The sequence below is a fragment of the Bradyrhizobium jicamae genome (assembly GCF_018130695.1).
Lineage (GTDB): Bacteria > Pseudomonadota > Alphaproteobacteria > Rhizobiales > Xanthobacteraceae > Bradyrhizobium > Bradyrhizobium jicamae_B.
This window is the reverse complement of sequence record NZ_JAFCJX010000050.1, coordinates 13,784-32,642: the sequence shown is the minus strand read 5'-3', so window position 1 is coordinate 32,642 and position 18,859 is coordinate 13,784. Positions and strand designations below refer to the sequence as shown.

The 18,859-nt window shown below is 65.0% G+C and carries 25 protein-coding genes; 12 read left to right on the top strand and 13 right to left on the bottom strand.

What is annotated here, in order from left to right:
* Window positions 1–131: 131 nt before the first annotated feature.
* From JQ604_RS39955 to JQ604_RS39945, 3 genes are all read right to left on the bottom strand, one after another.
* Window positions 132–824, bottom strand: coding sequence for a glutathione S-transferase family protein (locus tag JQ604_RS39955; protein WP_212366250.1), 693 nt, complete (start codon window positions 822–824; stop codon window positions 132–134).
* A gap of 153 nt (window positions 825–977) precedes the next feature.
* Window positions 978–1,628 carry a VOC family protein gene (locus tag JQ604_RS39950; protein WP_212366249.1) on the bottom strand — a complete coding sequence of 217 codons (651 nt, stop codon included), beginning with the start codon at window positions 1,626–1,628 and terminating at the stop codon, window positions 978–980.
* A 297-nt stretch (window positions 1,629–1,925) separates the two neighbouring features.
* A complete protein-coding gene (locus JQ604_RS39945) occupies window positions 1,926–2,633 on the bottom strand; it encodes a glutathione binding-like protein (protein WP_212366248.1) in 708 nt (235 codons plus the stop codon).
* 209 nt (window positions 2,634–2,842) lie between these two features.
* Here JQ604_RS39945 and JQ604_RS39940 point away from each other — a divergent pair, with 209 nt between their 5' ends.
* Complete coding sequence (locus tag JQ604_RS39940) at window positions 2,843–3,958, top strand: MBL fold metallo-hydrolase (RefSeq protein ID WP_212366247.1); 1,116 nt, start codon at window positions 2,843–2,845, stop codon at window positions 3,956–3,958.
* A complete protein-coding gene (locus JQ604_RS39935; protein WP_212366246.1) occupies window positions 3,958–4,575 on the top strand; it encodes an SCO family protein in 618 nt (205 codons plus the stop codon). The genes JQ604_RS39940 and JQ604_RS39935 overlap by 1 nt, the downstream gene beginning before the upstream one ends.
* A 7-nt stretch (window positions 4,576–4,582) precedes the next feature.
* On the opposite strand, the gene JQ604_RS39930 is transcribed toward JQ604_RS39935, so the two are convergent.
* The gene (locus JQ604_RS39930; RefSeq protein WP_212366245.1) at window positions 4,583–4,840 is read right to left on the bottom strand and encodes a hypothetical protein; all 258 of its coding nucleotides are present in this window, start codon (window positions 4,838–4,840) and stop codon (window positions 4,583–4,585) included.
* A gap of 276 nt (window positions 4,841–5,116) precedes the next feature.
* Here JQ604_RS39930 and JQ604_RS39925 point away from each other — a divergent pair, with 276 nt between their 5' ends.
* Window positions 5,117–5,428, top strand: coding sequence for a hypothetical protein (locus JQ604_RS39925; RefSeq protein ID WP_212366244.1), 312 nt, complete (start codon window positions 5,117–5,119; stop codon window positions 5,426–5,428).
* 22 nt (window positions 5,429–5,450) lie between these two features.
* On the opposite strand, the gene JQ604_RS39920 is transcribed toward JQ604_RS39925, so the two are convergent.
* From JQ604_RS39920 to JQ604_RS39910, 3 genes are all read right to left on the bottom strand, one after another.
* Window positions 5,451–6,434: a hypothetical protein gene (locus JQ604_RS39920; RefSeq protein WP_212366243.1), complete on the bottom strand. Its 984-nt coding sequence runs from the start codon at window positions 6,432–6,434 to the stop codon at window positions 5,451–5,453.
* 67 nt (window positions 6,435–6,501) lie between these two features.
* Window positions 6,502–6,735, bottom strand: a complete 234-nt coding sequence (locus JQ604_RS39915; protein ID WP_212366242.1) for a hypothetical protein — start codon at window positions 6,733–6,735, stop codon at window positions 6,502–6,504.
* Window positions 6,736–6,760: 25 nt separating this feature from the next.
* Window positions 6,761–7,486 (bottom strand): sulfite exporter TauE/SafE family protein, encoded by a 726-nt coding sequence (locus JQ604_RS39910; protein ID WP_249159390.1) that lies wholly within the window; start codon window positions 7,484–7,486, stop codon window positions 6,761–6,763.
* A 338-nt stretch (window positions 7,487–7,824) separates the two neighbouring features.
* On the opposite strand from JQ604_RS39910, the gene JQ604_RS39905 reads away from it, so the two are divergent.
* The 5 genes from JQ604_RS39905 to uvrB all read left to right on the top strand — a co-directional run bounded on the left by JQ604_RS39905 (window position 7,825) and on the right by uvrB (window position 13,778).
* Complete coding sequence (locus tag JQ604_RS39905; protein WP_212366240.1) at window positions 7,825–8,730, top strand: LysR substrate-binding domain-containing protein; 906 nt, start codon at window positions 7,825–7,827, stop codon at window positions 8,728–8,730.
* Entirely contained in the window at window positions 8,720–9,937 is a 1,218-nt protein-coding gene (locus JQ604_RS39900) for an NAD(P)-binding domain-containing protein (protein ID WP_212366239.1), read from the top strand. Before JQ604_RS39905 ends, JQ604_RS39900 begins: the two co-directional genes overlap by 11 nt.
* Window positions 9,938–10,067: 130 nt before the next feature.
* Window positions 10,068–10,301 (top strand): hypothetical protein, encoded by a 234-nt coding sequence (locus JQ604_RS39895; protein ID WP_212366238.1) that lies wholly within the window; start codon window positions 10,068–10,070, stop codon window positions 10,299–10,301.
* 11 nt (window positions 10,302–10,312) lie between these two features.
* On the top strand, window positions 10,313–10,513 hold the full coding sequence (locus JQ604_RS39890; protein ID WP_212366253.1) for a hypothetical protein: 201 nt from the start codon (window positions 10,313–10,315) through the stop codon (window positions 10,511–10,513).
* A 337-nt stretch (window positions 10,514–10,850) separates the two neighbouring features.
* The gene (uvrB, locus tag JQ604_RS39885; RefSeq protein WP_212366237.1) at window positions 10,851–13,778 is read left to right on the top strand and encodes an excinuclease ABC subunit UvrB; all 2,928 of its coding nucleotides are present in this window, start codon (window positions 10,851–10,853) and stop codon (window positions 13,776–13,778) included.
* 67 nt (window positions 13,779–13,845) lie between these two features.
* Here the strand turns inward: uvrB and JQ604_RS39880 are convergent, their stop codons facing one another.
* The 6 genes from JQ604_RS39880 to JQ604_RS39855 all read right to left on the bottom strand — a co-directional run bounded on the left by JQ604_RS39880 (window position 13,846) and on the right by JQ604_RS39855 (window position 16,080).
* A complete protein-coding gene (locus JQ604_RS39880; RefSeq protein WP_212366236.1) occupies window positions 13,846–14,142 on the bottom strand; it encodes an addiction module antidote protein in 297 nt (98 codons plus the stop codon).
* 19 nt (window positions 14,143–14,161) lie between these two features.
* Window positions 14,162–14,380: a hypothetical protein gene (locus JQ604_RS39875; protein ID WP_212366235.1), complete on the bottom strand. Its 219-nt coding sequence runs from the start codon at window positions 14,378–14,380 to the stop codon at window positions 14,162–14,164.
* 19 nt (window positions 14,381–14,399) lie between these two features.
* Window positions 14,400–14,786, bottom strand: coding sequence for a hypothetical protein (locus tag JQ604_RS39870; protein WP_212366234.1), 387 nt, complete (start codon window positions 14,784–14,786; stop codon window positions 14,400–14,402).
* Between the two features lie 79 nt (window positions 14,787–14,865).
* Complete coding sequence (locus JQ604_RS39865) at window positions 14,866–15,252, bottom strand: hypothetical protein (protein WP_212366233.1); 387 nt, start codon at window positions 15,250–15,252, stop codon at window positions 14,866–14,868.
* Window positions 15,253–15,429: 177 nt separating this feature from the next.
* Window positions 15,430–15,621, bottom strand: a complete 192-nt coding sequence (locus tag JQ604_RS39860) for a hypothetical protein (RefSeq protein ID WP_249159387.1) — start codon at window positions 15,619–15,621, stop codon at window positions 15,430–15,432.
* Between the two features lie 225 nt (window positions 15,622–15,846).
* The gene (locus JQ604_RS39855; protein ID WP_212366231.1) at window positions 15,847–16,080 is read right to left on the bottom strand and encodes a hypothetical protein; all 234 of its coding nucleotides are present in this window, start codon (window positions 16,078–16,080) and stop codon (window positions 15,847–15,849) included.
* A gap of 331 nt (window positions 16,081–16,411) precedes the next feature.
* Between JQ604_RS39855 and JQ604_RS39850 the strand changes: the two genes are divergently transcribed.
* The 4 genes from JQ604_RS39850 (at window position 16,412) to JQ604_RS39835 (ending at window position 18,548) form a co-directional block, all read left to right on the top strand.
* The gene (locus tag JQ604_RS39850; protein ID WP_212366230.1) at window positions 16,412–16,894 is read left to right on the top strand and encodes a nuclear transport factor 2 family protein; all 483 of its coding nucleotides are present in this window, start codon (window positions 16,412–16,414) and stop codon (window positions 16,892–16,894) included.
* Window positions 16,891–17,349 carry a nuclear transport factor 2 family protein gene (locus tag JQ604_RS39845; RefSeq protein WP_212366229.1) on the top strand — a complete coding sequence of 153 codons (459 nt, stop codon included), beginning with the start codon at window positions 16,891–16,893 and terminating at the stop codon, window positions 17,347–17,349. Before JQ604_RS39850 ends, JQ604_RS39845 begins: the two co-directional genes overlap by 4 nt.
* 307 nt (window positions 17,350–17,656) lie before the next feature.
* Window positions 17,657–17,923, top strand: a complete 267-nt coding sequence (locus JQ604_RS39840; protein WP_212366228.1) for a hypothetical protein — start codon at window positions 17,657–17,659, stop codon at window positions 17,921–17,923.
* Between the two features lie 190 nt (window positions 17,924–18,113).
* On the top strand, window positions 18,114–18,548 hold the full coding sequence (locus JQ604_RS39835; RefSeq protein WP_212366227.1) for a nuclear transport factor 2 family protein: 435 nt from the start codon (window positions 18,114–18,116) through the stop codon (window positions 18,546–18,548).
* The last annotated feature ends 311 nt before the right edge of the window (window positions 18,549–18,859 follow it).

Here is an 18,859-nt window from a genome sequence, read left to right as displayed (position 1 = left end):
CATCTGACTCTCCGTGGGTTCGAGTGTGGAAACCCAAACCTATCGGAGAGGCCACGCTCACCGCCCATGGAATCTACGACTCCTCGCGATGGCGAGGCGGGTTATGCGGCCAGGCCAGCGAATAGCGCCGATCAGCCATGATAGCTCCGCGACTTCCGTGCCATCCCATCGAACGCATCGAGCAGCCGCTCGCGCCAGGCGTAGACGGGATCCTCTTTGCTCAACAGCTTGAACGGGCTCACCACTCGCGCCCATTGGAACGCGCCGAACACGATGTAATCGGCATAGTTCGGCGTGGCGCCGCCGAGGAAGGCCTGTGTCTTCAAGGTCAGCCGCAACGGATCGAGCGACTTGCGAAAGCCCTCGACCGCGCTGTCGCGGGTCGCCATGATCTCTTCCAGCTTGCGGCCGAAGCGCGCCTCACGCGTCTTGCGGAAGTAAGCGGCGTCCTCCGGCTTCAGATTGAGCGGGATGTCCGCGATGATCAGCGGAAACATGCCGCCGATCACGCCGTCGCCCCACCAGTTCAGCATGCGCGCCATGGCGCGGCCGCCCTCGCCGCCGAACAGCGACGGACGATCCGGATAGGTGTCCTCGAGATAGTTGGCGATGGTCCAGGAATCGACGACCGCCCGCTCGCCGTCGAGCAGCACCGGCACTTTCTCCGATCCATGCGGCGCGATCGCCGCCTTGTCGGTGAAGCACCAGGGAATGGTCTCCGCCACCAGCCCCTTATGCGCCAGCGCCATCCGTATGCGCCAGCAGAACGGGCTGAAGGGAGCGGCGGTGTCGGTGCCGACGAGTTCGTAGAGTTTGAGTGTCATGGCGCCAGTGTGTGCGAAGCGCGCGGTCATGACAAGAAGTAGGGTGGGCAAAGGAGCGTAGCGACGTGCCCACCATCGCGAGCACGCCGAGAATGGTGGGCACGGCGCAAGCGCGCCTTTGCCCACCCTACGACTCCTCGCAATGACGGAGCGTTACTCGCCCGGTCCCGCAAACAGCAGCAGATTGCCGTCCACATCCTTCACGACGAAATCCTTTGCACCCCACGGCTGACGCTTCAGCATCTGGAAGAACGTCACGCCCGCCGCCTGATACGCCAGGAACAGTTGCTTGATCTCGTCCGCGGTCGCGACCGTGAGCGAGGCGGCCAGCAGTTCCTCGCCATCACGCAGCGCAGCGTCGATCAATGGCATCTTCACACAACGCAGATTGAGCTTTGCCGCGTCGCGCGCGACCTGCGCATAGAACGGCGGTTCGCCATAGGTGAAGACGATGGCAAAGCCTAGCTTGCCGGTGAAGAAGTCGCACGAGGCCTTGATGTCGGCGACGAACAGCTGTGGCTCGGCGGCGGTGATGACGGGTTTGGTGGTCGAAAGCACGTCTGCATGATCGGACATGGTCAAGAGTCCTGTTTTGAGCGCCTGCCAGCTCTCAAAGCCGTTCTGCCGGGCAACCAATTCCTGCGCGTCGTTCAGCTTGAAACTGTGCGACAGGATTTCAGGATCGGTCATCCGGCCGAAACGGGGCAGGCCCGCCCTGATCCGGGCCGCGACCGGATAGTGGTGGTCGCGATGCCAGCGCAGGATGAGCTTGGCTTGTTTGCGAAGGTTTTCGAGATTGGGCATGGGCGCAGCTACGGTTGACACCACGAGGGTGGGCATTGCGTAGGTGGGCATTGCCCCTTCGGCGGAACGCCGATGCGCCCTACATGCAGCGCCAGGAACATGCCAAGGCGTGTCACGTCTGTCAACGCGCGGGCTTGGCCTTCCGCGCCCTGCCATCTCGCCGAGGGTTAGCGGCGTGGAAGAAGTAGGGTGGGCAAAGGAGCGTAGCGACGTGCCCACCATCACGAGCACGCCGAGAATGGTGGGCACGGCGCAAGCGCGCCTTTGCCACCCTACGGGACCGAATGATGCAGCGACCTACCGCACCACGGACGCGGTCTGCCCGAACAATATCTTCCGCTCTTCCTCGGTGCGGTTCACCGGCTGGCCGAAGTTCGGGTTGACTTCCTTCGCCTTGGCGTAGGCGCGGATCGTGGCGGGGCGCTGGCCGATGGTCTCCAGCCAGCGCTTCAGATGCGGAAAGTCGTCGATCTCCTGGCCCTGGTTCTTGTAGGGCACCACCCAGGGATAGCTCGCCATGTCCGCGATCGAATAGTCGCCGGCGATGAACTCGCGGTCCGACAGGCGCTTGTTGAGCACGCCGTAGAGGCGGTTGGTCTCGTTGACGTAGCGGTCGATCGCATATTGCAGCTTCTCCACCGCGTAGTTGCGGAAGTGGTGGTTCTGGCCGGCCATCGGCCCGAGCCCGCCCATCTGCCAGAACGTCCACTGGATCGCGTCATAGCGGCTGTAGAATTCGCTGGAGAGGAATTTGCCGGTCTTCTCGGCGAGATACAGCAGGATCGCGCCGGACTCGAACAGAGAGATCGGCTTGCCGCCGCCCTTCGGCGCGTGATCGACGATGGCTGGGATCCGGTTGTTCGGCGCGATCTGCAGGAATTCCGGCTTGAACTGTTCGCCCTTGCCGATCTGCACCGGGATGATCTTGTAATTGAGCCCCGTCTCTTCGAGGAACATCGTGATCTTGTGGCCGTTCGGCGTGGTCCAGTAATGGAGGTCGATCATGGAGACGATCCTGCTGAGGCTGAGGAAAGTGTGCATCGCAGAAGAAGATGCGATTGCATGAAGTCTGGGTGGAAGCCGTGGTCAAGTCAATGCTGCCAGCCCTGCACCGCGCGCGAATGTGATCGGCAGCGTGTGCATTGATCGGATTGAGCCGTTCCCCGATTGCTCCTAGGCTTCCTCTCGCAGGGGATTTTCAAGGGGAGGTTTTCATGGCAAGCGATTTGGATCGTCGTGATTTTCTGAAGGGCTCAGCGGCGCTCGCGGGCGCTGCAGCGACGGGCGCATTCACCTGCGTCGAGGTTGCCAGTGCGGCACCGATCGCGGTGCCGACGGTCGACAAGCTCCAGATCAAGGTGCTGGTCGATTCCTCGTTCGACGCGTTCTTCAAGCCGAAGCAGGCGGGTGGCGTTTCGATCGCGCCGGCAGCGCGCGGCGCCGACTACCAGCGCTCGCTGCACAATGAATGGGGCCTGTCGCTCTGGCTGGAGTCGCAGGCCGCGGGCGCCCAGCGCACGCTGATGCTGGACTACGGCTACACGCCTGACGTGCTGCTCAACAACATGGAACTGGTCGGCGTCGATCCGTCCAAGCTCGATGGTCTGATCGTCAGCCACGGCCATTACGACCATTTCGGCGGCCTCACCGGCTTCCTCGACAAATTCCGCGACAAGCTGCCGGCCGATGTGAAGCTCTATGCCGGCGGCGAGGACAATTTCTGCCATCGCGTCGCCGCGACCCCCACGAAAGGCCAGTTCACCGATTTCGGCACGCTGGATCGCCGCAAGCTCGCCGCCCAACGCGTCACCACCGTGCTGTGCGAGCAGCCGACCGTGATCGCCGGCCACGCCTTCACCACCGGCAAGATCACCCGCCGCAGCATCGAGCGCATCCTGCCGCAGACCTGGGTCGAATTCTCCATGAAGGACGGGCTCGGCTGCAACGCCAGCCATTATCTGCCCGCGGAGATGGAGGGCAAGATCGTGCCCGACGAGCACATCCACGAGCACGCGACCTGCTTCAATGTGAAGGATTTTGGTCTCGTCGTGATCTCGTCCTGCGGCCATGTCGGCATCGTCAATTCGGTGAAGCAGGCGCAGGAGGTCTCGGGCATCCAGAAGGTGCACGCCATCGTCGGCGGCTTCCATCTCGGACCCGCGCCGACGGACTATCTCAAGGAGGTCGTCGCCGAGGTCAAGAAGCTCGAGCCTGACGTGGTGATCCCGATGCATTGCAGCGGGCTCAACTTCGTGCAGGAGGCGACCGCGCAGATGGGCGACAAGGTGCTGGTCACCACGACGGGCAGTCGCCTCTCCTTCGGCCTGTGATGTTGCGCGCGATCGCGTACGCTGGCGTCGGCCTGTGGCTGACGCTGGCACCGGTGCTTGCCGCCGAGCCCGCGCCGCCGACGCGCTCGGCGGCCGAGATCATGGACATCCTGATGTGGAATCGGGAGCCGGTCGGCGGCCCCTTCGCGCTGACCGACCAGGCCGGCCATGCGCGGACGAATGAGGATTTTCGCGGCAAACTGATGCTGGTCTATTTCGGCTTCACCACCTGCCCCGACGTGTGCCCGACCGACCTGCAGGCAATCGGGCTTGCGCTCGACAAGCTTGGCCCGGACGCCGGGAACGTGCAGCCGATCTTCATCACCGTCGATCCCGAGCGCGACACGGCAGAACATCTTGCGGAGTATGTCCCGCTGTTTCATCCACGCCTGATCGGTCTCACCGGCAGCGCGGCGGAGGTTCGGAAAGTCGCGGATGCCTACAAGGTCTATTACGCGAAGGTGCCGCTGAAGGACGGCGACTACTCGGTCGACCATACCGCCTACATCTACCTGATGGACCGCGACGGCAATTATCTCGGCTTCTTCCCACCGGGCACCTCGGCGGAGCGGATGGTGGAGATCATCAGACCAAGGCTCACCGCGCCGGGGCGGTAACACGCCGCTAATCAGCCTGCCCCGTCAGATGTTCCAGCACGGCGTTGCACGCGTCCTCGGCCTCGGCGAGCGTTTTGAAGGGCGAACCGCCAATCCTGATCGCGCCGCTGCCCGGATCAAGCGGGCGCCATGACGCCACATAGCCCTCGCGGCCGTGAAAGCCTGCCCCGGCGGGGGTCTCATAGGTGATCACGAAAGAAAAATCTCCACTGCTCCCGCTCCAGATGTCCATGTGCGTGACGGCAGGGTGGAATTGCAGGGTCATCGGGATCGGTACGCTAGCACGACGACATCACTCCGGCTGTGGGCAGCGCGCTTCGCAAGGAAGAGGCCTCAGCTCGGGGCTGCGGAGCTGAGGCCCGGGCTTCCTTGCTTTGGACCGGGGCCGGTCCGCGCGATCACTATGCACCAGGTGTTGCGCTATCAGCTACTAGCCACGCGACATACCTCGGAATTTCCGAGATCGCTTCATTGCGTTGCGACCGCGCCGCATGAAACTATCAAATCGCAACGCCTTCCCCCCAGCACGGAGCTGAACGTCATGCCTCGCTCCCCGTCCATCGTGCCGCGCGGTGCCGATCACGACGTTTATCTCGTGCTGAACGATTTTGGCCGGCTCGGGCGTGCCTGGTGCGAGGTGGACGAGGAAGGCACCGACCGCGAAACCCTGATCCGCCGCCTCCTGGAAGACCATTACAGCCATCCGGTGCGGATTATCGCCTTCAATACCACGGAGGGCTGGTCGCGCGACGTGACCGTCGACATCGGCGACGAGCTGCGCCGTCAGTTCCCCGAATACGACGAAGTGCCACGCTCCGTGCAGGAATTTTTGGCGACGGCCGGCCGCCGCTGATCAACCGGCTGCTTTTGCAAGCTCACGGCACCCGCGTCACCGTGATGGTGCGCTCCTCGGTCTTCTGCATGTTGTGACCGAGCGCGCGCGCCGCGGTCACCGACTTCTCCCTCACCTTCCGCGTGATGCCGTCCTCGACCTCGAACACCGTGCGCTCGTCGAGCGAGAGCACCATGTCCTTCACCAGGCTGTCGATCTGCCCCGGCGTCACCCCGCTTCCGGCGGCGGCCATCAGCTTCTTGGAGACTGACTGCATGAAATCCTTCATCGAAGCGACGTCGTAGGAGGTCGTCGCGGTGAACATGCGGCGGCCGGTCGCGGCATCGAGCTCGGTCAATTCGAACGCGGTGTTGGACTTCAGCCCGCCGCTGCCGCCGAGCGGATTGGCGGCCTCGTTGGTCGAGCGCCTGATCTCATGCAGCTTCATGCCGGTCATCTGCGCCCGCGCCAGCAGCGGCATCTCCTCCAGATAGCTGGCGGCGGCCTTGTCGGCATCGACCTCGATCAGCCCAGCCATCATCTGCGTCATCACGGCGGCGAGCTCCGGCTTGTCGCGGAACGGCGCGGTCAGGCTGGTCACGGCGTTGCGCAGCGCGGCCTTGGCCTCGTCGAGATTGTCGACCCGCACCGGCTTGCCGGCGCGGTCGGTGGTGGCATGGATCGGGACGTCTTTCAGCGCCGAGATCGCCGAGCGCACCAGCGGCAGCATCTTGTCGTTGCCCTCGATCTCTGCGCCGCGGTTGACATAGGTGATGCGAAAGCCGTCGGCGGTCCTTTCGTCGATGGTCAGTTCGGCCCGCATCCTGGTGAGCGAGGCGCGGGCGCTGTCGGGCCGCTGGTCGTCGCTCCTGGTCTCGGACTCGATCAGCCATTTGCTGCCGACCGGCGGATCGTAGGGCCGCTCGGCGGCGTCGGCCGCGAAGGCGCGTGCCGAGAACGACAGCGTCAGCGCAAGCGCAACGATCAACAGCCCGGATCGTTGCGGAACAAAAGTTCGAGATGTCATGGCGGCCCTCCAGGCTTGTTGGTGGCCGCCCGGCGCCGCCGGGTTCAAATTGTCGCAGGCAATTCCGTCAATGAAAGCGGCCGTGCGCGCGCAAGAACTGCTCGCCGCCCTCGGTCACCGTCACCTTGATGCCTTCCACCGACGGCCGGCGCACGACATAGCCGCGGTCGACGGCGTCTTCCCAGATCGTCAGCCGCGGGCACGAGGTGCGCCAGACCTCCAGCACCTCGGCATAGGACCGCGGCTCGCGCGCGATCCATTCGACGAGATCGAGCACCAATGCGTCCGTCGTCTCCGCCATGGCTCCTCTCCTCTTTGCATCATGTTTACTGCGCCAGCGCGGTGTTCTGCGCGAACAGCAGCCAGCCGGCATAAAGCACGTAGTAGCTGGCGACCGTGGTGATGATCCGGTTGGCCCAGGTGCGGAACTGCTGGTCGCTCATCGCTTCCAAAATGCGCCGCGCCAGCGAGGTGCCGAGCATCGAGGCCGCCACCGCAACCGCCGCCAGCGCCGGATCGAGCGACGCCGCCTGGTCGATGATGCCGCCGAAGTAGATCAGTTTTGTCAGATGGCTCGCGACCTGGCAGGTCGCCTTTGTCGCGACCGTCTCGCGCCGGTCGTAGTTGCCGCCGAGGAAGTAGGTGTCCATCAGCGGGCCGGAGACGCCGGTCATCAGCATCAGCCCCATGCAGATCGAGCCGTAGAACGTGCCCTGCCAGAGGCTGTCGGGATTGGGCTTGATGCTCCTGGGCATCAGCCGCGCCATGAACGGGGTGACGCCGAGCAGCAGCAGCGCCATCGGCTTGTCCGGCACGTAGCGGGTCAGCGACCACAGCGCGAGCGCCAGCGCGCAGCCGATCAGGTAGACGCCGACCGGCCGCCAGCGGATATGCGCCCGCCACAGCAGGGCACGCCAGCCGTTGGAGGCCATCTGCGTGATCGCGTGCAGCACCATCGCCGAGGGCAGCGGCAGGATCGCGAGCAGCACGCCGATCAGGATCAGCCCGCCGGCCATGCCGAACAGTCCCGACAGGAAGGCGGTGGCGACCATCAGGGCGCCGAGGGAAGCGATCAGAAGCGCCGACACGAAAACTTCTCCTGCGTTAGGCGGTCCAACTCGAGCCGCGAGCACACTCTTTCCCTTCTCCCCGCTTGCGGGGAGAAGGTCAGGATGAGGGGGGCTCTCCGCGAGGGAGCTGACAGTTGGACTCGTGGAGACTCCCCCTCACCCGGATCGCATCTTGCGATGCGATCCGGCCTCTCCCGCACGCGGGGGAGAGGCGAAGGCCTCGGACCGATTTCAAGCAACTCTGCAAACATTAGTGCCGCGCTTGTCCCACCCGCGCAAACTGAGATATCTTGCCCTTGCATCAGCTTTCCTGAGGGTCCATGCGGCGGCTGCTCTTTCTCAACGGCATCAAGGCATTCGAGGCGGCGGCGCGCACCGGCAGCTTTGCGGCGGCCGGCCACGAGCTCAATGTCTCGGCGGCCGCGATCAGCCGCATGGTGCATCTGCTCGAAGACCGGCTCGGCGTCGCGCTGTTCGAGCGCAAGGCCAACAAGCTCGTCACCACACCGGCCGGGCGCGCCTATCAGAGCGGGCTGACGCCGATCTTCGATGCGCTGGCGAGCCTCACCGCGCAGGTCACGGCGCCGTCGAGCGTGCGTGCGCTGACCATCGGCGTCGGCCCGACGTTCGCGATGAAGTGGCTGATCCCGCGGCTCGCCGAATTCCGGAAAGAAGAGCCCGACATCGAGGTGCGCATCACCACCGGCGGGGCTGCGGCGCCGTTCGGCGACGACTGGGGCTGCGGCGTCAAGCTCGGCAATGGCGACTGGCCGGGTTTTGTCGCCGAGCCGCTGTTCGCCGCGGACCTGCTGCCGGTCTGCACGGCGCGGCTCGCCAACGGCCTGAAGCGCCCCGCCGATCTCAAGGGGCCGAATCTGATTCGTGTTGCGCATTCGCCCGACGACTGGCCGTCCTGGCTGAAGGCCGCAGGCCACACGCGCATCACGGCGCGCGGCCAGGAATTCCAGTTCTACGGCCAGGCGCTGCAGGCCGCGATCGACGGCCTCGGCGTCGCGATGGGCATCCGGCCCTATATCGACGACGACCTCGCCGCCGGCCGCCTGGTGGCGCCGTTCGCGCTCAGTGTCCCGAAGGACATGCGCTGGTACCTGGTCTATCGCGGCTTCCGCACCCAGGAGCGCGATTTCGCCGCCTTCCGCCGCTGGATCATCCGCGCGGCGGCAGAGCCCGCGGCGCGGCGCAAGGGCGCACGCCATGCCGGTTGAACGAATCCATACGCTGGTGATCGGCGGCGGCCAGGCCGGGCTGACCATGAGCCACCGCCTGAAACAGCGCGGCATCGACCATCTCGTGCTGGAGCGCCATCGCATCGCCGAGCGCTGGCGCAGCGAGCGTTGGGACGGGCTGATGTTCCAGTTTCCGAACTGGTCGGTGCGGCTGCCGGAGTTTCCATTTCCGCATCACGATCCCGACGCGTTCTCCGACACGGCTGATATCATCAAGTTCATCGAGGACTACGCCGCCTTCGTCGATCCGCCGATCCGCTGCGGCGTCGAAGTGACGAAGCTGCGGTCGCGCGACGGCGGCTTTGTCGCGGAAACCTCCGACGGCACGATCGAAGCCGACAACGTCGTCGTCGCCACCGGCCCCTATCAGCGCGGTCTGGTGCCGGACCTGTTGCGCGGCCATCCCGTGTTTCAGGTCCATGCCGCGCATTACAGGAATCCCGAGCAGCTTCCGCCGGGCGCCGTGCTGGTGGTCGGCGCCGGCGCGTCGGGCGCGCAGATTGCCGAAGAGCTGTTGCGCGCCGGACGACGTGTCACTCTCTCGGTCGGACGCCACCGCCGGCTGCCGCGCCGCTACCGCGGCCGCGACCTGTTCTGGTGGCTCGCCGAGATGGGCATCGACCAGACGCCGGTCGAGCAGCGCGGCGCCTCGGCGCTGGGCCCGGTGATTTCAGGCGCCTATGGCGGCCGCACCATCGATTTTCGCCGCTTCGCGGCTGACGGCATGACGCTGGTCGGGCACCTCAACGCCGCGCGCGATAGCGTGCTCCAGATCGCGCCCGGCCTTGCCCAAAACCTTGCGGAGGGCGATCTCGTCTACACCACCTTCCTGACGATGGTGGACGACTTTGTGCAGCGGCGCGGCCTCGACCTGCCCGGGGATCCCGATGCCCGCAGCACCCTGCCCGACCCGCCCTGCGTCACCGCACCCTTGCAGCGTCTCGACCTCGCGGCCTCCGGCATCTCCGCGGTGATCTGGGCCACCGGCTATGGCCTCGACTTTGGCTGGATCGATCTTCCCGTGCTGGATGAACGGGGCGAGCCGAAACACCACCACGGCATCTCGGAGGTATCGGGCCTCTATTTCCTCGGCCTGCAGTGGCTGTCGAAGATGAAGTCCTCGTTCCTGTCAGGCGTCGGCGACGACGCCGCTGATCTCGCCGACCACATTGCCGCCCGCCGGTAGCCCGCTGCCCGCACTCCGAGTTCCATCGCTGCTCCGCACAAAGATAAACGGCCAAATGTGATCTCCTTCACATTTGGCCGGGCAAGGCCGTGCTTCCATTGGAAACAATGGGAAATCCCGGAGTCACCGAATGATCTACGGCGGTTTTGAGATCAAGTCATTCGAAGCGGGGAAGGGGCAATGGCACGCCAGGATTCTACGAGCCGATCAAAGGCCGGTCGTCATCGATGGCATCTCTTTTCCGATGCTCGAAGTCGGCTTTGCGTGGTCCGATCGGGATGCAGCGATCGCGGACGCGAAGACGCTCATCGACCAGTTCCAGCAGCGCTACGGCAGGAGCTTGCTGAGCGAAGCGTCGGCCTGATCGGCGGCGCCGTGCTGACGCTGGTTCCGCAATGCGAACCCGTGGAATGCGAGCCCTTGCCTGTCGCGCGGCAGGTGCGCACGCACTGTCCGGACTGCAGCGGCGAGCTCGCCGTGCTCCGCGTCATCCCCGGCCGCGCCGAATACTGGACGCTCCGCTGCGACGGCTGCGGCGGGATCCACCTGGACATCATCGACACGCCGCGGGTGTAACTCGCGCCGCGCCTCTCTTCACCTCTCCCCGCCCTTCAGCGGGGAGAGGTCGAAATTCGCGTGAGCGAATTTCGGGTGAGGGGCCGTGCACAATCTTGCCACACGGACGGTCCGACCGACTCCTCGACCGACCAGCCGGCAAACCTCGAATTCGCGGCGACATCGCGCCACGCCCCTCACCCGCCGCCTGCGCTGCGCTCCGGCGTCGACCTCTCCCCGCGAAAGAGCGGGGAGAGGTGAAACGGTCTACACCCTGCTGCCAACCTGCTGTCAGCAGTGTGAATCGGACGAGGCATTCGCCCTTTCCTGAGCGGCGGACTCGTCCCATATTCGCCCCATGGCGAAGACACCAAGCACTCCGAAAAAGCCCGGCAAATCCCCCAAATCCAAAGCGCCAAGTTCTAAGGCCTCGAGGCCCGACGTCCAACCGATCGGCCCGGCGCTCGCCGAACTGCTGAACCCCGCGATCAACCGCGGCGATGCCGGCATGGGCTCGGGCACCGGGCTGAAGCCACCGCCGGATAATTCCTGGGACCGCCGCGCCGGCGGCGAGGCGGCGGCGCATCGGGCGCGGCTGTCGACGCGCGGCGCCGGCGATGATGTCGCCAAGCGCGACGCGGCCGGACTCGAGGAAGCGCCGCAGGCCAATTACGGCACCTCGGCCACGATCCCGACGCTCGATCCGGAGCTGGCGCGGCAGCTTGGGCTGCCGACCGCCGAGGATGACGACGAGGCGCTGGCGCGGCCGCCGCGCAGCAAGATGGAAGCGTTCGGCATCAAGGCGACCGCCGACGCCCTGGAAAACCTGATCCGCGAGGGCCGCCCCGAGTTCCGCAAGGACGACGGCTCGACGCGGGTCTGGACCCCGCATCGCCCGCCACGCCCGGAGAAGAGCGAAGGCGGCGTCCGCTTCGAGATCAAATCGTCCTACGAGCCGCGCGGCGACCAGCCGACCGCGATCGCCGAGCTGGTCGAGGGCATCAACCGCAACGACCGCACCCAGGTGCTGCTCGGCGTCACCGGCTCGGGCAAGACCTACACGATGGCGAAGGTCATCGAGGCGACGCAGCGCCCGGCGCTGATCCTCGCGCCGAACAAGACGCTGGCCGCCCAGCTCTATGGCGAGTTCAAGAACTTCTTCCCCGACAACGCGGTGGAATATTTCGTCAGCTATTACGACTACTACCAGCCCGAGGCGTATGTGCCGCGGACGGACACGTACATCGAAAAGGACTCCTCGATCAACGAGCAGATCGACCGCATGCGCCACTCGGCCACCCGCGCGCTGCTCGAGCGCGACGACGTCATCATCGTCGCCTCGGTCTCCTGCATCTACGGTATCGGCTCGGTCGAAACCTACACCGCGATGACCTTTGCGCTGAAGAAGGGCGAGCGCATCGACCAGCGCCAGCTGATCGCCGACCTCGTCGCGCTGCAGTACAAGCGCACCCAGGCTGAATTCACCCGCGGCACCTTCCGCGTCCGCGGCGACGTCATCGACATCTTCCCGGCGCACTATGAAGACCGCGCCTGGCGCGTGAACCTGTTCGGCGACACCATCGAGACCATCGAGGAGTTCGATCCGCTCACCGGCCACAAGCAGGACGAGCTCGAATTCATCAAGATGTACGCCAACTCGCACTATGTGACGCCGCGCCCCACCCTGGTGCAGGCGATCAAGTCGATCAAGTCGGAGCTGAAGCTGCGCCTCGACCAGCTCAACGACCAGGGCCGCCTGCTGGAAGCGCAGCGGCTGGAGCAGCGCACCACCTTCGATCTCGAGATGATGGAAGCGACCGGCAGTTGCGCCGGCATCGAGAACTATTCGCGCTACCTCACCGGCCGCCGTCCCGGCGAGCCGCCGCCGACGCTGTTCGAATACGTGCCCGACAACGCGCTGGTGTTCGCCGACGAGAGCCACGTCACCGTGCCGCAGATCGGCGGCATGTTCCGCGGCGACTTCCGCCGCAAGGCGACGCTCGCCGAATACGGTTTCCGCCTGCCCTCCTGCATGGACAACCGCCCGCTCCGCTTCGAGGAATGGGACATGATGCGGCCGCAGACGGTCGCGGTGTCGGCGACGCCGAGCGGCTGGGAGCTGAACGAGTCTGGCGGCGTGTTCACCGAGCAGGTGATCCGCCCGACCGGCCTGATTGATCCGCCCGTCGACATCCGCCCCGCCCGCACCCAGGTCGACGATCTCGTCGGCGAGGTCCGCGCCACCGCGGCTGCCGGCTATCGCTCGCTGATCACGGTTCTCACAAAACGCATGGCTGAGGATCTCACCGAATATCTGCATGAGCAGGGCATCCGCGTCCGCTACATGCACAGCGATATCGACACCATCGAGCGCATCGAGATCATCAGGGATCTTCGGCTGGGCGCCTTCGACGCGCTGGTCGGCATCAACCTGCTGCGCGAAGGCCTCGACATTCCCGAATGCGCGCTGGTCGCGATCCTCGACGCCGACAAGGAAGGTTTCCTGCGCAGCGAGACCTCGCTGATCCAGACCATCGGCCGCGCCGCGCGCAACGTCGACGGCAAGGTGATCCTCTATGCCGACCAGATGACCGGCTCGATGGAGCGCGCGATGGCCGAGACCACGCGCCGCCGCGAGAAGCAGGTCGAATACAATCAGGCCAACGGCATCACGCCAGAGAGCGTGAAGAAATCGATCGGCGACATCCTCAACTCCGTCTACGAGCGCGACCACGTGCTGGTCGAGATCGGCGACGGCGGCATGGCGGACGATGTGATCTCAATCGGCCACAATTTCGAGGCGGTGCTGAGCGACCTCGAAACCAGAATGCGCGAAGCCGCCGCCGACCTGAACTTCGAGGAAGCCGCCCGCCTCCGCGACGAAGTCAAACGCCTCCGCGCCACCGAGATGGCCGTGGTCGACGATCCCACCGCCAAACAACGCAGCGTCCAGAAGCAGGCCGGCGCTTACGCCGGCACGAAGAAATACGGCGACGCCGCCAACCTCCCCGTCAGCGCGATGAAGAACAAGGCTGCGGCGACCGCGGTCAAGGCCGGCCGCAGCGGCAAGACCGGCTCGCGCGTCCACAAGCCGCATCTCGACGAGATGCACGGCCCGGAGTCCCTGCCCTACCGCCCCGACGGCGCGCTGCCGGCAAAGCCGTTCGGGACCACGAGCAGGATCATCCAGCCAACGGACTCGCGGCAGTCGGGCCCGGAGTTCGGGCCGTCGCCGCGGAGCGGCGGGGGTGCGCCGGGGAAACGGGGTGGGTGGAAGAAGCGGTGAACAAGTCGCTCACGTCCGTGGCTGGGCACCGCAGCTGACGAGCGTCGGCCTTCTATGCGGCTTTCGTTTATGCGGCTTTCGTTCCCTGAGGCTGCGCGACCAGATCGATGCCGAGCGCGTGAAGCACCTTGATGACGGTGCTGAACTCCGGTTTCGCTTCCCCACCCAGCGCCCGATACAAATTCTCGCGCGAGAGTCCGGCTTTTTCTGCCACCGCGCTCATCCCGCGCGCGCGTGCAACAGCGCCGATGGCAATTGCGATTGCAGATGCGTCTTCGGATTCGAATGCCTCGTTGAGGTACGCTGCAATCATCTCGGGACTATCGAGATATTCAGCCGCATCGAATGGCTTTGTTTTGGCCATTTTCGCTATCCCGCATTGCTCAAACCTGAACAAAGAACATCAGATAGATCACCAAGCCGATCGCCGAGAACGACGCCAGCACGGCGAGCCAGTTATACTTGACGCCGCGCGAGCGGATCGCCCTGATTGCAAACGCCAGAACGAGGCAGAGGAAGACAGCGGCGAAGATCGTGCCCCAGAACAGCTTCAGCCCGTGCAGTTCGTCGATCGTCCGCGCCTGCCAGTGCATGAGGTTCACGGGCCGGTCCCGCGGCGTGCTACGTTACGCTCGCCGCCACCACCGCCAGCAGCGACATCATGATCACCGTCGTCAGCAGTTGCTGCGAGGTCTTCGGCCGGATCAGCCATTGCGTGATCTTGTCGGTGAAGGACAGCGTCGCGTCGTAGAACAGCGGCTCGTAGGCCGCCTCGCGGATCCGCTCGGAGCAGGCGGCGAGCCAGGGCGTCAGCAAGCCATAAAACAGCGTGGCCATCGCGACGAAGGTGACGGCGCCGTAGGGCTGGCCGACGATCGGGCGGAAGCCGATCAGCTTGTAGATCAGCGCGACAGTGGCGATGGTCGGCAGGCCCTGGAACAGCGCGGTGAGCACAAAGGCTTCGAGTCGGTTCTGCGCCGGGGATTTCGCGGCGGCGATGGCGGTCATGGCAGCGATCCTGTTCCAGCGATGCGGTCACCCGATCATGGCAAGCCGCGACGCAGGTCGCGGCCTGGTAGCCGGCGAACTATCGCATGCTCGCGGCCGCAACCGCAAGTAGCGACAGCAGCATCACCATCGTCACCAGCTCGACCGAGGCCTTCGGCGCGACGCGCCAGCGGGCGATCTTGTCGGTGAACGACAGGCTCGCATCGTAGAACACGGCGTCGTGGTTCTGGCCGCACAGCCGCGGAAACCGGCGCGCCAGGATCGGCGTCAGCCAGGCGTGAACCAGCGAGGCGATCGTGATGAAGATCGCCGGGCCGATCGGGCCGCCCACCACCTGGCGGGACTCGGACAGCTTCATCAGCAGCACGACGCCGGCATAGGTCGGAAAGCCCCGCAGCAGGGCCGTCAACGCAAAGCCTTCGAGGCGGTTCTGGGCTGGGGATTTCTGGTCGGCGATGGCGGTCATGGCGATCCCTCGGTGGTGCTGCGGCCAATCTGGCGCGGCGGGGCGGAGGGTGCCGTGATGTGAATCACGCAGGGAGGCGCGTAGGATGGGTGGAGCGGAGCGATACCCATCATCTCGCCACGCCGCACGCAGGTGATGGGTATCGCTTGCGCTCCACCCATCCTACCGACTGCGAGCTTAGCCCGACCTTCGATTGCTGGTGTTCTGCGTCAGATTGCCGTGCGCGGCCTGTTCGCGGATGTTGTGCTTCTCGTCGTCGCGATGGCCTTTGGTGGTGTCGAGGGGAACGCCGGGCGTGCTGCCGGGGCCCTTGTGGCTCTGGTTCTCGTCGGGAACGGGCTGGATGTGTTTGGTCTGAGGTTTCGTCATCAAAGTCTCCGTTACGCAAGGAGACAACGCCGCCCGCGCGGACGGCGTTCCGGAGAAACTGTCATTGCGAGCGAAGCGACTTGTCCGCCGAAGCCTTGGCGAAGGCGGAAGCAATCCATCGTTCCACATACGCGGCTCGGTGTATTGCTTCCGCCTTCGCTCGTTGAGCTACGGCGGACAAGTCGTCGCTTCGCTTCTCGCAATGACGAGAAGAGCAACAAGGAACTACAGCTTGTTCTGCTGCGTGCCCTGTCCCTGCGTCTGTTGCCGCTGCTGTTCCTTGGCGTGGTGGCGGCCATAGAGACAGCCGGCGGCAGCGCCGAGCACACCGTGATGGCCGGCATAATGGCCGGCGACGCCGCCGACGATGGCGCCCTTGATGCAGCCCTTGGCGTTCGCGGGCGACGCGACAGCCACAGCGGCGATAGCGATGGTCGCGGCAAGCAACGCTGATTTCATGATGCGGTCTCTCCGGTGAATATATCTGCATCCACAACGGCGATGCCGGTGCAGCGGTTCCTCTGCCCGGTCCCGTGCACGAAGCAACCTGCGGCTGAGCGGCTGCGGCGCGGGTCGCGTAGCCCAATTGGATCACGCGCGACATTGCTTATGGCGACATAAATCCTGCTCATCGCACCGCCTGAGTCGCAGGCGCGCGTTACCTTCGGCGTTGCCGATTGTCGCACCATTCATCTTATCCATGAGTATGATCCTTGCTGAAAGCCGCTTACGCCTCGCCCCGTCATGCTCTAGCCTGTGAGTCGGAGTTTGCGTGATCGCGGAGCGTGACATGGTCGAGCAGCTTCATCGCCGGCGCGTGCTCAGATATCTCGAGGCGAGCTATGCCGGGGATATCGACGCGGCGCTGGCCTGCTGCACCGATGACATCTCGACGCTGGCCTATCTGCCGATCGAGTTGTTTCCGCATCTCGGCCCGCGCCAGGGCAAGGCGGCGGTCGCCGAGTTGCTGCGCCACCAGGCAGCGCGCTACAGCCGGCGCAGCTTCGAGATCAGCTTCCTCACCGCGAGCGCCGACGGCGCCGCGGCGATCCTCGAAGTGTCCCTGACCAAGCGCAGCGACGGCCGCGTCATCCGCCTCACCGCCGGCAACTTCTTCGCGTTCCGCCACGGCCTGATCGCCGACATGCGCGCGTTCCTCGACACGGTCGACGCGATCGAGCAACTCACGGGGCGCGACGTCGTTAACATGCTGAAGACGGAAACCGGCCTCGCGCGGCAACTCGAGGAAGCGCCGGCCAAGGAGCGGATGTGAGCGGCGATCTCAACCGGCAGCGGATCCTGAACTTCCTCGACGTCTTCTATGCCGGCGACATCGACGGCGCACTGGCACGCTGCAGCGACGACATCGCCTTCCTCGCGAACGCGCCGATCGACATCCTGCCGCATATGGGCCAGCACCGCGGCAAGGCCGAGATGAAGGCGATGTGGACCACCGTCCACGCCCGCTATTCGGAGCTGCGCTACGAGCTGCCGACACTCGTCGCCGAGGGCGACAAGGTCGCCGCCCATATCCGCGTGTTCTTCCGCAAGCGCGACAACAACCGCGTCGTGCAGTTCGACATCGCCGCCTTCTACACCCTGCACGACGGGCTGATCACCGAGATCCGGGAGGTCATGGACACGTTCGACCTGGTGCAGCAGGTGCTGGAGCGCGACGTCGCGGCGGAGCTGGCCGGAGACGAGGGCAGCTCAGGCAGCGGGATTTAGGGGGCCCTTCGCCTCTCCCGCTTGCGGGGGAGGCCGACGCGCTCGCAGAGCGCGGCGGGTGGGGGTGCTTCCGCACTGGGATTCCCTGCGTGGCAAAAGCCCCCACCCGCATCGCTTCGCGATGCGACCTCCCCCGCAAGCGGGAGAGGTGACCTTCAACGAACACGGAATTCCAAAAAATTGGACAATTGCCCAAATCCTGCGCGCCCAAGTCCCCCTGCGTTATTTTGCGGCAGCTTTGAACCTCAACGCATCCAGCGAGACATATCACCGGGCTTGTTGCGGACGTTGGGGCTGTTGATCCGTCATGAAAGTTGCGCTGTTGGCTCTGCTGGGTCTCGCGCTCGGCGCATTGGGCGGTGCGGCGCTCGGCATCGGAGCCGGGCTCGCCGCGGTCGAAATCTTCAAAATCCCGAATTCTGAAGGATATAGCGCCACTTTGGTGTTTCTAACCTTCATGCCCCTGGGCGCTGCGATCGGCGGCCTCGGCGGCGCGCTGCTGTTCGGCGTGATCGCGGTCCGCGACAGCGAGATCGCCATCGAGCGTCGGCCGGTGCGGCCAGGCGAGCGCTGACAGGGCGCGATCGCCTCACAACTCCGTAAAATCGCCCGCAGTTGTGCATTGCGAAAATGACAATTGTATTTCAGCTGATCTGATCTATTTGAAGACGCAATCGTTGTTGACCGCAACCTGGCACGGCGTCGGCGCTGACGCCCCATGGGCCGTTGCGGTTCTTTGCAATCCAGTTTCAGGACAGACCAGAATGACAGAGCACAGTCTCTGGCGTTTCTCGCGCGCGTTGCACCGCGCGATCAACGAACGCCAGCTTGATGACCTCGAGCCGTTGCTCGATGACGACGTCGAATGGGCGATCTATGGCCCGATCGACATGTTTCCGTTCTTCGGCTCGCGCCACGGCAAGAACGCCGTGCTCGAGGTGATCAGGCAGATCGGCGAGAACGTCCGCGTCCACCGCTTCGACCGCGAACAGATCATGCTCGGCGTCGACTCCGCGGCCTCGATGATGCGCTATTCGCTGACCGCGCTGGATTCCAACAAGCCGGTCTCGCTGCGCATCGCCCATTTCGCGCAGTTCAAGGCCGGCAAGCTGACCGGCTTCCGCGTGCTGGTCGATACCTTTGACCTTGTCGAGCAGACCGTCGGCTATCCCATTCACCTGCCGCGGATGGCTGTGTAGCCAACGCCAGTTTCCCGGTTGAGCATGATCTGTTCGGATCATGCTCGCGGGCGCATTCCTCCGTCATGCCCATCAGGACGTCAGGCGCCTCGCGCCGATGTCCCGGGCGTCCACGCCGCTCAGTGCCAGCCCCGAGCAGGCCGTGGACGGCCGGGCTTTTGTTTGTGAAGACGTGCTTCGCACTTTCGTGTGTGAAGACGTTGCTTCGCACTTCTGCCCGGCCATGACGACGGAATGCGCCCGTGCTACCCCTGATGCAGCCGCCACAATTTTGCACCACGCCAATTGCATCCTGCGGCCTTGGAATTTGC

Excerpts from the sequence above, each read along its gene's own strand:
- JQ604_RS39860 (WP_249159387.1), bottom strand. The coding sequence starts at position 15,621 with ATGACGAAACCTCAGACCAAACACATCCAGCCCGTTCCCGACGAGAAC.
- JQ604_RS39940 (WP_212366247.1), top strand. The coding sequence starts at position 2,843 with ATGGCAAGCGATTTGGATCGTCGTGATTTTCTGAAGGGCTCAGCGGCG.
- JQ604_RS39900 (WP_212366239.1), top strand. The coding sequence starts at position 8,720 with ATGCCGGTTGAACGAATCCATACGCTGGTGATCGGCGGCGGCCAGGCC.
- JQ604_RS39870 (WP_212366234.1), bottom strand. The coding sequence starts at position 14,786 with ATGACCGCCATCGCCGCCGCGAAATCCCCGGCGCAGAACCGACTCGAA.
- JQ604_RS39865 (WP_212366233.1), bottom strand. The coding sequence starts at position 15,252 with ATGACCGCCATCGCCGACCAGAAATCCCCAGCCCAGAACCGCCTCGAA.
- JQ604_RS39895 (WP_212366238.1), top strand. The coding sequence starts at position 10,068 with ATGATCTACGGCGGTTTTGAGATCAAGTCATTCGAAGCGGGGAAGGGG.
- JQ604_RS39945 (WP_212366248.1), bottom strand. The coding sequence starts at position 2,633 with ATGATCGACCTCCATTACTGGACCACGCCGAACGGCCACAAGATCACG.
- uvrB (WP_212366237.1), top strand. The coding sequence starts at position 10,851 with ATGGCGAAGACACCAAGCACTCCGAAAAAGCCCGGCAAATCCCCCAAA.
- JQ604_RS39920 (WP_212366243.1), bottom strand. The coding sequence starts at position 6,434 with ATGACATCTCGAACTTTTGTTCCGCAACGATCCGGGCTGTTGATCGTT.
- JQ604_RS39850 (WP_212366230.1), top strand. The coding sequence starts at position 16,412 with ATGGTCGAGCAGCTTCATCGCCGGCGCGTGCTCAGATATCTCGAGGCG.
- JQ604_RS39925 (WP_212366244.1), top strand. The coding sequence starts at position 5,117 with ATGCCTCGCTCCCCGTCCATCGTGCCGCGCGGTGCCGATCACGACGTT.
- JQ604_RS39855 (WP_212366231.1), bottom strand. The coding sequence starts at position 16,080 with ATGAAATCAGCGTTGCTTGCCGCGACCATCGCTATCGCCGCTGTGGCT.
- JQ604_RS39840 (WP_212366228.1), top strand. The coding sequence starts at position 17,657 with ATGAAAGTTGCGCTGTTGGCTCTGCTGGGTCTCGCGCTCGGCGCATTG.
- JQ604_RS39910 (WP_249159390.1), bottom strand. The coding sequence starts at position 7,486 with ATGGTCGCCACCGCCTTCCTGTCGGGACTGTTCGGCATGGCCGGCGGG.
- JQ604_RS39835 (WP_212366227.1), top strand. The coding sequence starts at position 18,114 with ATGACAGAGCACAGTCTCTGGCGTTTCTCGCGCGCGTTGCACCGCGCG.
- JQ604_RS39935 (WP_212366246.1), top strand. The coding sequence starts at position 3,958 with ATGTTGCGCGCGATCGCGTACGCTGGCGTCGGCCTGTGGCTGACGCTG.
- JQ604_RS39950 (WP_212366249.1), bottom strand. The coding sequence starts at position 1,628 with ATGCCCAATCTCGAAAACCTTCGCAAACAAGCCAAGCTCATCCTGCGC.
- JQ604_RS39880 (WP_212366236.1), bottom strand. The coding sequence starts at position 14,142 with ATGGCCAAAACAAAGCCATTCGATGCGGCTGAATATCTCGATAGTCCC.
- JQ604_RS39930 (WP_212366245.1), bottom strand. The coding sequence starts at position 4,840 with ATGACCCTGCAATTCCACCCTGCCGTCACGCACATGGACATCTGGAGC.
- JQ604_RS39915 (WP_212366242.1), bottom strand. The coding sequence starts at position 6,735 with ATGGCGGAGACGACGGACGCATTGGTGCTCGATCTCGTCGAATGGATC.
- JQ604_RS39905 (WP_212366240.1), top strand. The coding sequence starts at position 7,825 with ATGCGGCGGCTGCTCTTTCTCAACGGCATCAAGGCATTCGAGGCGGCG.
- JQ604_RS39955 (WP_212366250.1), bottom strand. The coding sequence starts at position 824 with ATGACACTCAAACTCTACGAACTCGTCGGCACCGACACCGCCGCTCCC.